This window comes from Arthrobacter sp. SPT-J7, from assembly GCF_059089965.1.
In genome coordinates this window covers 1-12,831 of the sequence record NZ_JBNHFF010000080.1, presented here as the reverse complement: position 1 = coordinate 12,831, position 12,831 = coordinate 1, and the positions used below count along the sequence as shown (strand labels likewise).

Below are 12,831 nucleotides of genomic sequence, written 5' to 3'. Positions count from 1 at the left end.
GATGCCATCGATGAGGGAGGCGGCCATGCCCCGATACGAAGGCATCCTGACCCGGAACTGAAAGCCGGTTACACGCCCGCCCTCGCTAACGTTGCGGAAGCCGACGGACTGGATGAGATCTCTTTCGAGAAGCATCATTGCTCACTCTCTCTAGGTGCCTACCGATCATAGCATCATTATGTCTCTTTCGTACCAAAGTATGTAGACTTCCTTCCTAACTCCGCAATGACGAATTGAAAGGGGCATTGATGCCATGGCCGATGTATTGAACGCACTCATCCTCTCCGGGCACATGACCTGCGAGCACGACAACAAGTTCCGCAGCTTCCGGGCCCACAACCAGTGGCTCACCACAGTGCTCGAAGACACGGGCCGGTTCCGCGTCCGCGTCGTTGAAGACCCGCGCGGGATCGGGGCGAACATCATCGACAGGTACGACGTGGTCATCATCGTGTTCGAGGGCCGCGACGGATACCACGAAAAAGCGGTCGGCTTCGGCGCTGAAACCGACGCGGCCCTGCTGAAGTTTGTCCACGACGACGGGAAGGGCATCGTCTGGTTCCACGGCTCGGCTGTGCAGGAGGACGACTGGGGCTACCCAGAGGAGTACAACATCATGCGGGGGGCGAAACTCAGCGTTCCCACCGGGCTCCGCCCGCGCCCTTGGGGTGAGGCGCTGCTCCAGACCGCCCAGCCGCGCCACCCCATCACGGAGGGCATCAGCGAAACGTGGACGGTGACAGGTGACGACATCCTGACGGGCGTCCAGCTGTACGAAGGTGCGGAGGTGCTTCTCTCAACGTTTGACGACCTGGAGTCGTACCAGAACGCACCGATGTGGCCCATGCCCCACTATCCGGTGGCCATCCCCGCCGGGGGCATCGAGGGCCTTCCCGGCATCAACACGCTGCAGCCCCTTGCCTGGATCAACAACTACGGGGAAGGCCGCAGCTTCACGATTGCCATTGGGCACGACATCGACACCTTCCGGCGGATCGAGTTCATCCGGATGTTCCCCCGCGGTGTGGAGTGGGCGGCAAAGGGCAAAGTCACCTTGGCAGGGCGCGACCGGCGCGGCGAGCGTCGCTTCCTGCCGTGGCCTTACTACAACCACGAGGGGTAATCCCGCCTAGCTCTCCCCCGACGCCCCGTTCAACTCCGCCCTGGTCGGCGGGTTGGCGCCGGACCGGGACACTGTGACTGCTGCCGCCCTGGCCGCATGCGCCAGGAGTTCAGCCAGGCCCTCAGCGGGAAGTTCACGCAGATCCTTGCGGTTCTGGGCGCCGTCCAGGCCACGGTCCACCAGGCCGGAAAGCAGCGCCGCCATAAAGGAATCACCGGCGCCCACGGTGTCCGCCACGTCAACCCGCGGCGCCTCGACCTGCGCCTCGCCCGCTCTGGTCACTCCCCATGGTCCGTCGGCTCCGCGCGTCACCACCACCATGGCAGGCCCCTCGTTTCCACCCAGGTCCAGCCAACGGCGCGCTGCCTCCAGCACGTCCAGGTCCGGGTAGAGCCAGGCCAGGTCCTCATCGGATGCCTTCACCACGTCTGCGAGGGACACGAACTTCTCCGCGTGCCGGCGCGCGTAGTCCACATCCGTGATGATGCTGGGCCGGCAGTTGGGGTCGAAGCTGATGATGGCGCGCGGGTGGGCATACTCGACGGCGGCGAGGACATCCGTGGCGCCCGGCGCCAGCATGGTCGCGATCGATCCGGTATGCAGCAGGGTGGTGCCCTGCAGCATAAAAGCAAGCCGGTCGGCGATGCCGGGGAGCTCCCAGGTGAGGTCGAAGGTGTAGGTGGCCGCGCCGTCGTCGTCGATCAGGGCAGTGGCCACGCTGGTGGGCAACTCATCAGGGCCGAGCGGAAGCATCACAGAACTGGCGCGCAGATGCGCCGCGACCGAGTCGCCGTACGCGTCCCGGCCATACCGGCCGATGAACTGCACGGGGTGGTCAAGGCGGGCCAGGCCCACCGCGACGTTCAGCGGGCTGCCACCCACATGCGCTTCAATTCCTGAGGCGCGCTGGACAACGTCAACAAGGCCTTCGCCAATAACAGTGAGCATGGTCATACTTTGCCAGAGAAGAGGCTCCCGCAGCAGTTCATGTCAGCGCAGCAGCTCCTGGACCAGTTCCCGGCACCTTACGTATGCGGGCGCTTCGGAATCGATCAATGCAAAGTGGTCCCCGGGCACCATCACCAGTTGCGCGGGAGTGGAGCCGGTCCGGCTCGCGTCCACGTAGGACAGGGACATGCTGAGCGGGACGTCCTCGTCCTCCGTCGCGTGGACCGCGTAAATGGGAACGGTCAGGGGCAGTACTGCCATCGGATCCGCGAACCGGTGACGGCCAGGAAAGTCCGACGACGGCCCGCCCAGCAGGTTGGCCACTGCACCGTTGCTGAGGTTGAGCCTTTCGGCTTCAGTAAGGTTCAGCACGCCGGACTGGCTCACCACCCCGGTGAGGCGGACGCCGTCATTACTCGTGCCGGCTTCGAGGTGCTCGGCCGCCAGCCCCAGCCGGCCCAACCGGTCACGGCCGGCCGCCCACACCGCCAGGTGGCCACCGGCGGAGTGGCCCAGCGCCACTACCCTGGTCAGGTCCAGGGAATGCGGAACGGCGAGCTCGCCAAGCTTGTCGATGCCCGCCAAAATGTCCTTGAAGGTGTGCGGCCAGCCGCCGCCGTTTCCCGCACGACGGTACTCCAAATTCCACGCCGGCAGCCCGCGCTCCGCGAAGTCCCGGGCCAGCGGTTCCCCGAGCCCGGCGCCGTACCGCGAGCGCCAGTAGCCGCCGTGGATGACCACCACCACCCCGCGGTGCGGGCCGCCGTCGGGCAGTTCCGGCATGAAGAGCTCGCCCCACTGGCTGGGGTCATCGCCGTAGTAATACCTGTGCCGCTGCGCCATGAGCCGAGCGTACCGCCGAAGCCCGGACGAGGGCGTTTTGTGGGGGTTGCCAGGCAGAACGACTACTCAACCAGCAAATTCGCCGCCTTTGGCTTCAACAAATCACTGCGGAGCGAGGCGCGGGTCGGCAGGACCGGCGTCAAGACCCTGGTGGTCTTGCCCCTACTACATCGATACCGGGATGTTCGACGGCGTCAGGACCCGCTTCCCGCGGCTGCTCCCCATCCTGAAGGAGGACACTGTGGCAACCGGGCTTCTCCCGGTCGGCGCCTGAGCCTCCGGTCAGGCGCGGAGCAGCCGCGCCACGTCAGTCGCCTCCGGGTACGCAGCCTGCGTTCCCTTCCGGGTGGTGGCCAGGGCAGCGGCTACGGACGCAAAGGCAGCAGCGTCGGCTAGCGCATCGCCGGCGGCGAGGCGGACGGCAACGGCACCGGTGAAGGCGTCGCCCGCCCCGGTGGTATCCACGGCTTTCACTTTCGTGGGCGCGATCCGGACCACCCGCCGGCCCTCCGGGGCCAGCGAATCCAGCACCACGGAACCCTGCGAACCGAGCGTCACCAGGACCTGCCGGATCCCGCGCTCCACAAACCGCATCCGAACCTTCTCCCATTCGGCACTGGCCGCCTCCGGGCCGGGAACGGCGGCGCTGTCACCCAGGAACAGCGCGGCCTCGTGCGCGTTGACCAGCAGGACATCGGTGAGGGCGGTCAGCGGCTCCGGAACCTCACCGTACGGCGAGAGGTTCAGCAGAACTGTGGCGCCGGCGTTATGCCCTGCCTGCGCCGCTGCCAGCACCGTCTCCATGCTGACTTCCAGGCAGAGGCAGACGACGGCGGCGGCGTCCAGAACGTCCGAGGCTTCCGCGACGTCCGCCGGAGACAGGGTGCCGTTGGCTCCGGCAGAGATGATGATGTTGTTCTCGCCGCTGGCATCGACCGCGATGACCGCGACCCCCGTGGGCTCATACGACGTCCGGACATGCCCGACGTCGACCCCCGCACCGGCGGCGGAGGAGAGCAGCATGTCGCCGTTGGGGTCCTCCCCCACCGCGCCGACAAGGCTGGCGTTCCCGCTCAGCCGGCCCGCGGCGACCGCCTGGTTGGCGCTCTTGCCGCCCGGATTCACGGCGAACCCGTTGCCATGCACGGTCTCGCCCGGGAGCGGGAGGCGTTCGCAGTAGATGGTCAGGTCGGCGTTCAGGGAGCCCACGACGACGATCCGGCCGGCCTCTTCGGCAGCGGCGTTCACTCAGCCACCTCGGCCTCGACCGGTTTGGGGATCAGCAGCGAGGCAGCGAAGGCCGCCACGGTGAGGGCCAGGCCCACAACGACCGCGGTGAGGTAGGACGCCTTGGCGTCACCCAGAGCGGAGGTGGCCACCAGCACGGCGGGGAGCACCAGGAAGCTGAGGCCGGCACCGAGGTTGAAGGCGCCGGCATTCATGCCTGGCAGGAAGCCGGGGTTCCCTGCGGGTGAGAGGACAACGCCGAGTCCGTTGAGCATGATGTTGACCGTACCGGCGTACATGACGCCCAGCAAGACCGTGCCGGCGATCATCAGGGGCAGGCTGCTCAGGCCGAAGAATGCGATGATGGCCAGCGCCGCGATGCTGCCGAGGAGGCCGATGCGCAGCACCTTGGTGTAGCCCAGGACGGGAGCGAGCTTCCCGCTGAGTGGTCCCACGATCCACCCCAGCAGGGCGTACGGGGTGAGGATGATCAGCGACATTTCGGTGGGCCCGATGCCGAAGCCGTCGGCAGCCTGGACGTAGGCGGGGACGATTCCGTTGATGACAGCGAAGATGCCGGTCATGGTCAGGGTGGTGGTCAGCAGCGGCGCCCACGTGGAGCGCTGGCGCAGGTGTACGGTTTCCACCATCGGCTGCCTGGCCCGCTTCTCCACGGTCCAGAAGGCATAGAACGCGACGGCGGACACCAGTACCAGCACCAGGCTGAGCATCAGGGTGCCGGTCGAGAAGGCGCCCACCAGTTTGGCCCCTTCGTTGAGGGCAGTCAGCAGTGCCCCCACGGCAACGACGATGAAGAACACGCCCAGCCAGTCCATCCGGGTACCGGCCGCCGGCTTGCTTTCGCCGGCCAGGAAGGCGATCAGGGCGGTTGCCACCAGGGCCAGCACCACCATAAGCCAGAAGATGCTGCGAAACCCGAAGTGCTCGGCGAAGTAGCCGCCCACAAAGGAGTCGACGCCGGCCACGCCGCCGTTGACGGCCGTGATGAGGCCCATCAGCGTGCCGTACTTGCGCGGGTTGCTGACGGCGGAGCGCAGCATGATCAGGCAGAGCGGAACGGTGGGGCCGCTGACGCCCTGGATGATGCGGCCTACGAAAAGCCAGGTGACGTCCGGGGCGAGGGCTGCGATGACCGAACCAACGGCCATAAGCAGCATCATGCCCACCAGGATCTTCTTGCGGCCCACAATGTCGCTCAGGCGGGGCAGGAACAGGGAGAACAGGGCGGCCGCAGTAAAGAACCACGTCTGCGAGAGGCCAATCACGGCCTGGTCCGTGTTGAGTTCCTCGCCCATGGTCACCAGGGCCGGGCTGAGCATTGAAGCGTTGAGCTGGAAAGCCACGCAGGCCGCCAGCAGGGCGACCATCAGGGCGGAGACGTTGCCGCGGGTTGCCTTGGTTTCGCTGAGGGTGGCAGTCATTTACTTGACGCCTCCCGCGGCGAGGTGGACGCGTGCCTGGCGTCCGGCGTCGGCCGCGTGGGCGATCGTGCCGCTGCCACCGGTGAGCGGCTCGCCGATGGCAGCCAGCGCGTCGGTGACGAGGTTCCAGAACCTTTCGTGGTCGAGGTCGATGGCGACGCTGGTGTGGCAGTCCGCTGGCGCCGGTGCGCGGAAGTCGGCCACTGTCATGCCGAGCGTCAGCGTGCCCTGCAGTTCGATGTTCACCGGCACTTTGCGGGTGCTGACGATGGTGGGGTCGATGACATAGGCAACAGCGCAGGGATCGTGGACAGGCGGGGAGTCGAAGCCCTGGGCGTCCTTGTAGGTATGGGCGAAGAAGTCCATCAAGTCCGTGACGAACTTCGCCGGCCTGGTGCCGATCGCAGCGATTTTTTCCACCACGTCCGGGGTGGCGAGCGCCTGGTGCGTCAGGTCCAGGCCGACCATGACCACCGGCCACTTTTCGTTGAAGACGATGTGGGCGGCTTCGGGATCGATGATGATGTTGAATTCGGCCACGGCACTCCAATTGCCCACGTGGTAGCCGCCGCCCATAAGGACGACTTCCTTGACGCGTTCCACGATGCGCGGTTCCTTGCGTGCAGCCATGGCGATGTTGGTCAGGCCGGCGGTGGGAACCAGGGTGACGGTGCCCGGTTCGTGGGCCATCACGGTGTCAATGATGAGGTCCACCGCGTGCCGCGGGTCCAGCTTGATGGTCGACTCGGGCAGTGCGGGGCCGTCCATGCCGCTGTCGCCGTGGATGTCCGGGGCAGTTTCGATGCTGCGGACCAGGGGGCGGCCGCAGCCGGCGGCGAAGGGAACGCCGGTGATGCCGGCGATGGTGCCGACAGCGAGCGCATTGCGTGTGACCTTTTCGAGCGTCTGGTTTCCCACCACGGTAGTGACGGCCAGCAGTTCGATGTCCGGGTTACCGTGCGCGAGCAGCAACGCCACAGCATCGTCATGCCCGGGGTCGCAGTCAAGGATGATTTTCTTGCGGTTTGGGGATTGCCCTTTCAGGGACTGGGCGGTGGGTTCCACGATGATCTCCACGTCATTGGGGCCCGCGCGCGGCGGGAAGCGAAAGCGTTTAGGAGAGATCATGGCACCGTCAGCAGCATCACGTCAAACGCTTGACGTCGTCGCAGGTCAAGTGTTTGATTCCCGCAGTCCGCTGGACTGCCGGTACTCCTTCCGTGCCGCTTCCGTGGAGCGCACTAGGGCTGGGCGGCGCCGGCCAGCCCCACCTCCGGGTCGCCCTCAACATCGTGATGATCGTGCTTGTGGCGCGCTTCCTGAAGGTGGTGTTCCAGCTTCTCCTCGGCGTCCCGCCGGCGCTGCCCGATGGTCCTCATCTGTTGGGTACTGGGTGCCGCGTGCGCATGCTGGTGGGGACCAAGATCGCGCGTGCCCCCTCCGCTCGTATCGCTCATAAGGGCATCGTCCCACCTGGTATTCCCGTTAGGAAGGGGTGCGCCCGCCCGCCTACAGTCTCCGCAGGTCGCATTCTTCAAGTGCACTATCGGTGCAGTATGATGCACTTATGGATAAAAGCACATCAGCTCTGGCGACGGCGATCGGTATCAGGGTCCGGCAGGAACGCCAGTCGCGGGGCTGGACCCTGGACCAGTTGGCAGAAGCCACGGGAGTGAGCCGCCGCATGGTGGTCAACGTCGAACAGGGCGCTGCGAATCCCAGCGTTGGGACCCTGCTCAGGATCAGTGATGCGCTGGGCATCGGATTGCCGGCCCTCGTGGACTCGCCGCAGCCCAAGCCCGTGACGGTCACCCGGAGCGGTAGCGGCGCAGCCCTGTGGGGTTCTGCCTCCGGTGGCCGCGGTGTGCTGGTGGCCGGGACCGAGTCCCCTGACGTGGTTGAGCTGTGGGACTGGACCCTCGCGCCCGGCGACCGGCATGAGAGTGAAGCCCACGCGCCCGGCACCAAGGAGCTCCTGCAGGTCCGCGAGGGATCGGTCACGGTTGTAGTTGCCGCCGAAACATTCGTCCTCGAGGCCGGCGACGCCGTCTCTTTCCCTGGCGATGTTGAGCACTCATACGCCAATCCGGGTACCCAAACGGCCACGTTCTCGCTGGCGGTCTTCGAACCGGGCGTTGGCTCGGGGCACCGGCCGGAGACTAACGCCGCCGTCCCAACAACCACTGAAGGAAACTGAGATGCCCAAGCGAAATCTTCCGGTCCCGCCGTGGGGGCTTGCCGTCACCGCGATCCTCTCGGTCCAGCTGGGCTCCGCCCTCTCCGTGGGCCTGATCGAGGACGTGGGCCCGGCCGGTACCGCCTGGCTGCGCCTGAGCATGGGAGCCATCATCCTGCTGGTGATTGGCCGCCCGCCGCTGCGCTCCATCCGGCGTCCGGACGTGCTGCCGTTGCTCGGCCTCGGGATCACCACTGGCGTAATGACCATCGGGTTCCTCGCCGCTGTGGAGCACATACCGCTGGGGACCGCCGTCGCCATTGAGTTCCTCGGTCCGCTGACAGTGGCTGCCCTCCGCAGCCACAACCGGAAGGCCCTGGCCTGGCCTGCGCTGGCGCTGGTGGGCGTGGTCCTGCTGACCCAGCCTTGGCAGGGCGACTTCAACCCGACCGGTGTGGCGTTCGCCGCGCTGGCAGCCGTTGCCTGGGGCTTCTACATCCTGCTCACCCAGCGGATCGGCGACCGCTTCACCGGCATCGGCGCGCTCACGCTCACCGTGCCCATCGCGGCGGTGACTGCCGCCGTCGTTGGAATCCCACAGGCCGCGGGCCACCTCAGCCTTGACATCCTGGCTGCGGCGGCCGGGCTGGCCCTTCTGTTGCCCGTGCTGCCGTTCGCGCTGGAAATGCTTGCCCTGCGCAGGATGACGCCCACCGCGTTTGGAACGCTGATGGCTCTCGAACCCGCCGTCGGTGTCCTCCTCGGACTGCTCATCCTCCACCAGCAGCCCTCTGCCATCCAAGTGGTGGGGATCCTGCTGGTGGTCCTGGCCGGTGCTGCGGCGCAGCGTGGCGGCAGCCGCCGTTCTTCCAGGAAGCAGCCAGCCAGCCCCGCCGATCTCGACTTTGTGGGTTGAGCAGATGACCTGAAGCTACCCATCGCCTACTACGATCGAAGTATGGATTTCCCGGAACAGTCGCATCCGGCCGCACGTTCGCGGCGGATCACGGCAGCGGTGGTCGCTGCCCGTGCCGGAGTCTCCACGGCCACGGTCTCGCTGGTGGCCAACGGCAAGACTGCGGGCCGGGTTTCCGAGGACAACGTTTCGAAAGTCCGGGAGGCCATCGCCGAACTCGGCTACGTGGTGGACGGCATTGGCAGTTCCCTTGCCAAAGGCGTGAGTTCCATCGTGATCCTGGTGGCGCCGGATATCTCCAACCCGTTCTTCGCCAAGGTGATTGCCGGCGTGCGGGAGTCCCTCGGTTCGCAGTACCAGCTGCTGTTGTCCGTCACCGAGGCCGGCGAGTTCCCCCAAGCCGGCGACGTCCGGCGCCTGATGTCCCTGCGTCCGGCGGGGCTCCTGGTGGACGCACCCAACGCCGGCTTCCTCGAAGACCTCGCGTCGCCGTCGCCGCTTGTCCTGCTGGACGCTCCCGGGCTGGAGGCGTACGCGCCGTCCGTGAACCTGGACGTGGCCAGCGGAGCGCGGGAACTCGCGGCGCATCTTGCGGATGCCGGGCACCGGGAGGCGGCGTACGTGGACAGCGTCACCGGCACGGAAACCTTCGCCCTGCGGCGGAAAGCCTTCCTGGAGGAGGCGGCCGCCCGCGGCATCACTGTAGGGGCGGACCGCATCACCAGCACCACCATCGACGTCGGCACGGCGGCAGCAGCGTTCGCCTCCGGCTGGCCGACGTGGCAGCGCCAGGGGGTGACCGCCGTCGTCTGCGGTACCGATACCCACGCCTACGGCGTGCTGCAGGAGGCACGGGTAACCGGGGTGCGCATACCCGAGGAGCTCGCGGTGGCCGGCTTTGATGACCTCCCTTATTCGGCCACGAGCAATCCCGGCCTCACCAGTGTGCATCTGCCCGCCACTGCCCTGGGCCTGAAGGCCGGGGAGCAGCTGCGCCGCCTGATGGAGGGGAAGGCGCTGGAGCAGACCGGGGTCACGCTGGAGAGTTCGCTCGTGGTGCGCGGATCCACTGTCGCGGCGGAGCGCTGAAGGTTCCAGCCGCCGTCGTCCCTAAGGCATGGCCGGCCGGTCACCCTCCCGCAGCCAGTCCGTGAAGAACCCGTCCAGCTGCTGTCCGGAGACTGCCTCCATGACCTCTTCGAAGTCTTCGGTGGTGGCCGACGAACCGCTGTACCGGTGCAGCCATTCCCTTGCGCCGGCAAAAAACGCTGCGTCCCCCACCGTGGCCCGCAATGCATGGAGGGCAGCCCCGCCGCGGCGGTAGACCTGCTCCGCAAACAGGTTGTCCCGTCCCGGGTCGGCGATGTTCAGCGCCCAACGGTTGTTGGCGTCCAGATGGGCAACGGCGTCCGTGAATTGCTGCGCCACCGTGGCTTTTCCCTGATGCTCGGCCCACAGCCACTCGATGTAGGCTGCCCAGCCCTCATTGAGCCAGATGTCCTGCCAGTCAGCCGGGCTGACGGCATTTCCGAACCATTGGTGCCCCAGTTCGTGCGCCACAGTGCTTTCCTTTGCGACTTTCGAGTAGACGGGCCGCGTCTGCGTCTCCAGGGCGTAGTCAAGGTTGTCGTCGTCGACGATTGCGCCGAACGCCTCGAACGGGTACCGTCCAAACAGGTTTTCCAGGAACAGGATCATCTGGGGCTGTACGGCGAGGGAGGCGTTCGTCTCCGCCAGCTCCTGGCCCGTCACGTCCGCGTCGATGGCATTGATGATCGGCAGCCGCCCTGGGCCCTCGTCATAGGACAGGATGAAGTTGCCGACACTTGCTGTGGACAGGTAACTGGCCATCGGATCTGATGCCTCCCAGGCCCACGTCGTCCACCCTGCCTCCGTCACGGGCCGGCCATCCGGCAGGCCGTTGGCGACAGCGGTCTTGCCCTCCGGCACCGTAATGCGGAACGTGTAGGTCGCCTTGTCCTCGGGATCATCATTGACGGGATACCAGGTGGCAGCGCCCTCAGGCTCGTTGGCCACCAATGCCCCGTCGGCGGTGGTGACCCACCCGTAGAGCGCTCCGGTGGTGTCCACCGACCGCCCGGTGTTCCCGCCGTACTCGACGGCGATGGTTGCCTTCTGGCCTGCCTTCAGCGTCCGCTCCGGGGTAATGGTGAGTTCCCACATCCGGTTGGCGTTGTCCTGTACCTGCGACCATGCGGCAATGCCGGCGCCATGAAATTTCCCGTGCTTGGCGCCGTTGCCGTTGATTCGCACAGCCCTGACGGCGAGCCCGCGCAGGTCGAAGTTGAGCGACTCGAGGTTCTGGGTGGCACGCAGGGTGATGGTTGCCACGGCGCTGAGGTTCCCCACGAGCACAGTGGGATCTGACGGCGGCGTGTAGTGGAGGCCAAGGTCGTAATGCAGGACGTCGTACCCGCCGTTGCCGGCGTTAGGGAAGTACGGGTCCCCGCTTCCCGGTGCGCCCGGTGCGGGACGTGCCGCTTGGTCCTGGGGCGCAGCCTGCACCGTTGGGCTGATCCCGGCTGTGCTGGCTGCCACCAGCGCCATGGCAAACGCAACACGGCGGTAATTTCTCATCAATGTGGTCATGGTGATGGTCCTGGACGGGCAGAAGCTGGGCCGGGCACTGTCCCGCTGTCATCTGCCATGGGCAAAGAAGGTGGGTGCCTTCGCGGCGACAAGACCAGTACCGGCGGCACTACACGTGCCGCTCCCCCGCAGTTGGGAAAAACTTAGGCCCCGCCTTGGATCAATGTCAACGGTTATTCCGGAACGCCTGACGGCGGCTACGGAGCACAGTCGGGGTTCTGTCAGGCCCCGGCCGTAAGCTGGGATTATGCCGAGTAACTGGGACAGCCTGGACCCTAACCTGCGCGAATCCGTTCAGCAGAACGTGGAGATCTATGAGCGCGTCCGGCCTGCCCTGAAGCTGGTGACGCGCGATGTCCTGCTGCTGATGCGGGACATGCTCAAGGACAGCGAGGTCACCCCGCTGTTTGTCACCGGGCGCACCAAAACGGTGGAATCGTTCAAGGAGAAGATCTCCCGGATCGAGGAGCCGCTGGAGCCGGGGGGCCCGCCGGTGCTGAAGTTCCCGGACCCGTTCCGGACGCTGAATGACATGGTGGGCATCCGTGTGATCACCAAGCTGCCGGCCGAGAATGCGGCGGTGGCCAACATCATCAAACGGCAGCGGCAGCTGTTCGACTGCCGCGGGGACCGGGAGAAGGACATCGGCTCCATCGAGTCCGGCACCTACGGCTATTCCAGCCGGCACCTGATTTTGCGCACCATCCAGAACGAGGCCGTCAAGGAGTACCAGCAGGTCTTCAACCCGGACGCGCAGCCTAACGGCAGTTACTTCTTTGAGTGCCAGATCCGTACGATTTTCGCGCACGCGTGGAGCGAGATCGAGCATGACATCCGGTTTAAGGCCGAGGACCCTCGCGCCTGGACTCCGCACTTCGACCGGCAATTCACTGCCACTGCCGCCATGCTGGAAACTGTGGAGACGGCCTTCGCCGACCTTCACGAACGCTACGAGGAGGTCCGCAGCTTCTGGGATATGGAAGGCGAAGGTGCCGCGCCGCTGACACCCAACCGGGTGCGCGATGTGTGGCGCACCCTGCTCCCGCACGTGGACCGCAAGGTGGATGACGACTGGGGCTGGGCCGCCGAGCTCCTCGCCGCTCACGGCCTTAACCAGACCATGCAGCTCGCCGGGCTGCTGAGCGCCAACCGCATCACCGAAGTCCGCAAGGCCCTGGACCACCGCTACTCGCCCGGCCCGGACCGGCTGCTGGATGACCTGCTGCTGTGGCAGTACGGCACCAAACACATTGACCTCACTGCCGAAGCGGCCGACGCCGTCCCGCACCCGCGGCGCGACAGCCTCCTGCGGCGGCTCAAACAGATTGAGCGTTACCGGCTGACGAAGGCATAGGCTGTCGGCGCTGGAAGATCACACAAACATGTCTTCAAGCACCGGTCAACGCTTGTCGCGGTCGCTGAATTCCTCGTCCAGTTCGTAGTGGCGGAACTCGGTCTCAGGGTTCGGCTCGCCGTCAACCACCACTTCGTGGTCGAGCTGGCGCTGGACCCTGCTGTCCAGTACCTGCAGTTCCTGGTCGGGGAC

13 protein-coding genes are annotated in these 12,831 nt (G+C 66.2%); 5 read left to right on the top strand and 8 right to left on the bottom strand.

The features are described from left to right. On the bottom strand, positions 1 to 135 hold a 135-nt coding region (locus tag AC5RWX_RS23855), incomplete at its 3' end, for a C-glycoside deglycosidase beta subunit domain-containing protein (RefSeq protein ID WP_494098774.1). 118 nt (positions 136 to 253) lie between these two features. Between AC5RWX_RS23855 and AC5RWX_RS23850 the strand changes: the two genes are divergently transcribed. Then, on the top strand, positions 254 to 1,123 hold the full coding sequence (locus AC5RWX_RS23850; RefSeq protein ID WP_494098773.1) for a ThuA domain-containing protein: 870 nt from the start codon (positions 254 to 256) through the stop codon (positions 1,121 to 1,123). Positions 1,124 to 1,129: 6 nt separating this feature from the next. Here the strand turns inward: AC5RWX_RS23850 and AC5RWX_RS23845 are convergent, their stop codons facing one another. From AC5RWX_RS23845 to AC5RWX_RS23820, 6 genes are all read right to left on the bottom strand, one after another. After that, the gene (locus AC5RWX_RS23845; RefSeq protein WP_494098772.1) at positions 1,130 to 2,071 is read right to left on the bottom strand and encodes a carbohydrate kinase family protein; all 942 of its coding nucleotides are present in this window, start codon (positions 2,069 to 2,071) and stop codon (positions 1,130 to 1,132) included. 42 nt (positions 2,072 to 2,113) lie between these two features. Further along, entirely contained in the window at positions 2,114 to 2,914 is an 801-nt protein-coding gene (locus AC5RWX_RS23840; protein WP_494098771.1) for an alpha/beta hydrolase, read from the bottom strand. A gap of 282 nt (positions 2,915 to 3,196) precedes the next feature. Next, the gene (locus tag AC5RWX_RS23835) at positions 3,197 to 4,162 is read right to left on the bottom strand and encodes a ribokinase (protein ID WP_494098770.1); all 966 of its coding nucleotides are present in this window, start codon (positions 4,160 to 4,162) and stop codon (positions 3,197 to 3,199) included. Then, positions 4,159 to 5,583 carry a uridine transporter UriT gene (gene uriT, locus AC5RWX_RS23830; protein WP_494098769.1) on the bottom strand — a complete coding sequence of 475 codons (1,425 nt, stop codon included), beginning with the start codon at positions 5,581 to 5,583 and terminating at the stop codon, positions 4,159 to 4,161. Before uriT ends, AC5RWX_RS23835 begins: the two co-directional genes overlap by 4 nt. Then, a complete protein-coding gene (uriH, locus tag AC5RWX_RS23825) occupies positions 5,584 to 6,711 on the bottom strand; it encodes a uridine-preferring nucleoside hydrolase UriH (protein WP_494098768.1) in 1,128 nt (375 codons plus the stop codon). It lies immediately after the preceding gene. 113 nt (positions 6,712 to 6,824) lie between these two features. Further along, positions 6,825 to 7,040: a hypothetical protein gene (locus AC5RWX_RS23820; RefSeq protein ID WP_494098767.1), complete on the bottom strand. Its 216-nt coding sequence runs from the start codon at positions 7,038 to 7,040 to the stop codon at positions 6,825 to 6,827. Between the two features lie 110 nt (positions 7,041 to 7,150). Between AC5RWX_RS23820 and AC5RWX_RS23815 the strand changes: the two genes are divergently transcribed. Genes AC5RWX_RS23815 through AC5RWX_RS23805 form a run of 3 tightly spaced genes read left to right on the top strand, consistent with a single transcriptional unit; the run spans position 7,151 to position 9,764 of the window. Continuing rightward, positions 7,151 to 7,780 carry a helix-turn-helix domain-containing protein gene (locus tag AC5RWX_RS23815; protein ID WP_494098766.1) on the top strand — a complete coding sequence of 210 codons (630 nt, stop codon included), beginning with the start codon at positions 7,151 to 7,153 and terminating at the stop codon, positions 7,778 to 7,780. A 1-nt stretch (position 7,781) separates the two neighbouring features. Then, entirely contained in the window at positions 7,782 to 8,675 is an 894-nt protein-coding gene (locus AC5RWX_RS23810) for an EamA family transporter (protein WP_494098765.1), read from the top strand. A 42-nt stretch (positions 8,676 to 8,717) separates the two neighbouring features. Then, the gene (locus AC5RWX_RS23805; protein WP_494098764.1) at positions 8,718 to 9,764 is read left to right on the top strand and encodes a LacI family DNA-binding transcriptional regulator; all 1,047 of its coding nucleotides are present in this window, start codon (positions 8,718 to 8,720) and stop codon (positions 9,762 to 9,764) included. A 21-nt stretch (positions 9,765 to 9,785) separates the two neighbouring features. Here AC5RWX_RS23805 and AC5RWX_RS23800 read toward each other — a convergent pair whose 3' ends face one another. Continuing rightward, positions 9,786 to 11,285, bottom strand: a complete 1,500-nt coding sequence (locus AC5RWX_RS23800) for a M1 family metallopeptidase (RefSeq protein ID WP_494098763.1) — start codon at positions 11,283 to 11,285, stop codon at positions 9,786 to 9,788. Positions 11,286 to 11,532: 247 nt separating this feature from the next. Here AC5RWX_RS23800 and AC5RWX_RS23795 point away from each other — a divergent pair, with 247 nt between their 5' ends. Next, positions 11,533 to 12,639, top strand: coding sequence for a GTP pyrophosphokinase (locus AC5RWX_RS23795; RefSeq protein ID WP_494098762.1), 1,107 nt, complete (start codon positions 11,533 to 11,535; stop codon positions 12,637 to 12,639). The last annotated feature ends 192 nt before the right edge of the window (positions 12,640 to 12,831 follow it).

What these genes read in the sequence shown, in the direction of transcription:
- AC5RWX_RS23840 (WP_494098771.1), bottom strand. Translation starts at nt 2,914, where the DNA reads ATGGCGCAGCGGCACAGGTATTACTACGGCGATGACCCCAGCCAGTGG.
- AC5RWX_RS23820 (WP_494098767.1), bottom strand. Translation starts at nt 7,040, where the DNA reads ATGAGCGATACGAGCGGAGGGGGCACGCGCGATCTTGGTCCCCACCAG.
- AC5RWX_RS23795 (WP_494098762.1), top strand. Translation starts at nt 11,533, where the DNA reads ATGCCGAGTAACTGGGACAGCCTGGACCCTAACCTGCGCGAATCCGTT.
- AC5RWX_RS23850 (WP_494098773.1), top strand. Translation starts at nt 254, where the DNA reads ATGGCCGATGTATTGAACGCACTCATCCTCTCCGGGCACATGACCTGC.
- AC5RWX_RS23815 (WP_494098766.1), top strand. Translation starts at nt 7,151, where the DNA reads ATGGATAAAAGCACATCAGCTCTGGCGACGGCGATCGGTATCAGGGTC.
- uriH (WP_494098768.1), bottom strand. Translation starts at nt 6,711, where the DNA reads ATGATCTCTCCTAAACGCTTTCGCTTCCCGCCGCGCGCGGGCCCCAAT.
- AC5RWX_RS23805 (WP_494098764.1), top strand. Translation starts at nt 8,718, where the DNA reads ATGGATTTCCCGGAACAGTCGCATCCGGCCGCACGTTCGCGGCGGATC.
- AC5RWX_RS23800 (WP_494098763.1), bottom strand. Translation starts at nt 11,285, where the DNA reads ATGACCACATTGATGAGAAATTACCGCCGTGTTGCGTTTGCCATGGCG.
- uriT (WP_494098769.1), bottom strand. Translation starts at nt 5,583, where the DNA reads ATGACTGCCACCCTCAGCGAAACCAAGGCAACCCGCGGCAACGTCTCC.
- AC5RWX_RS23845 (WP_494098772.1), bottom strand. Translation starts at nt 2,071, where the DNA reads ATGCTCACTGTTATTGGCGAAGGCCTTGTTGACGTTGTCCAGCGCGCC.
- AC5RWX_RS23810 (WP_494098765.1), top strand. Translation starts at nt 7,782, where the DNA reads ATGCCCAAGCGAAATCTTCCGGTCCCGCCGTGGGGGCTTGCCGTCACC.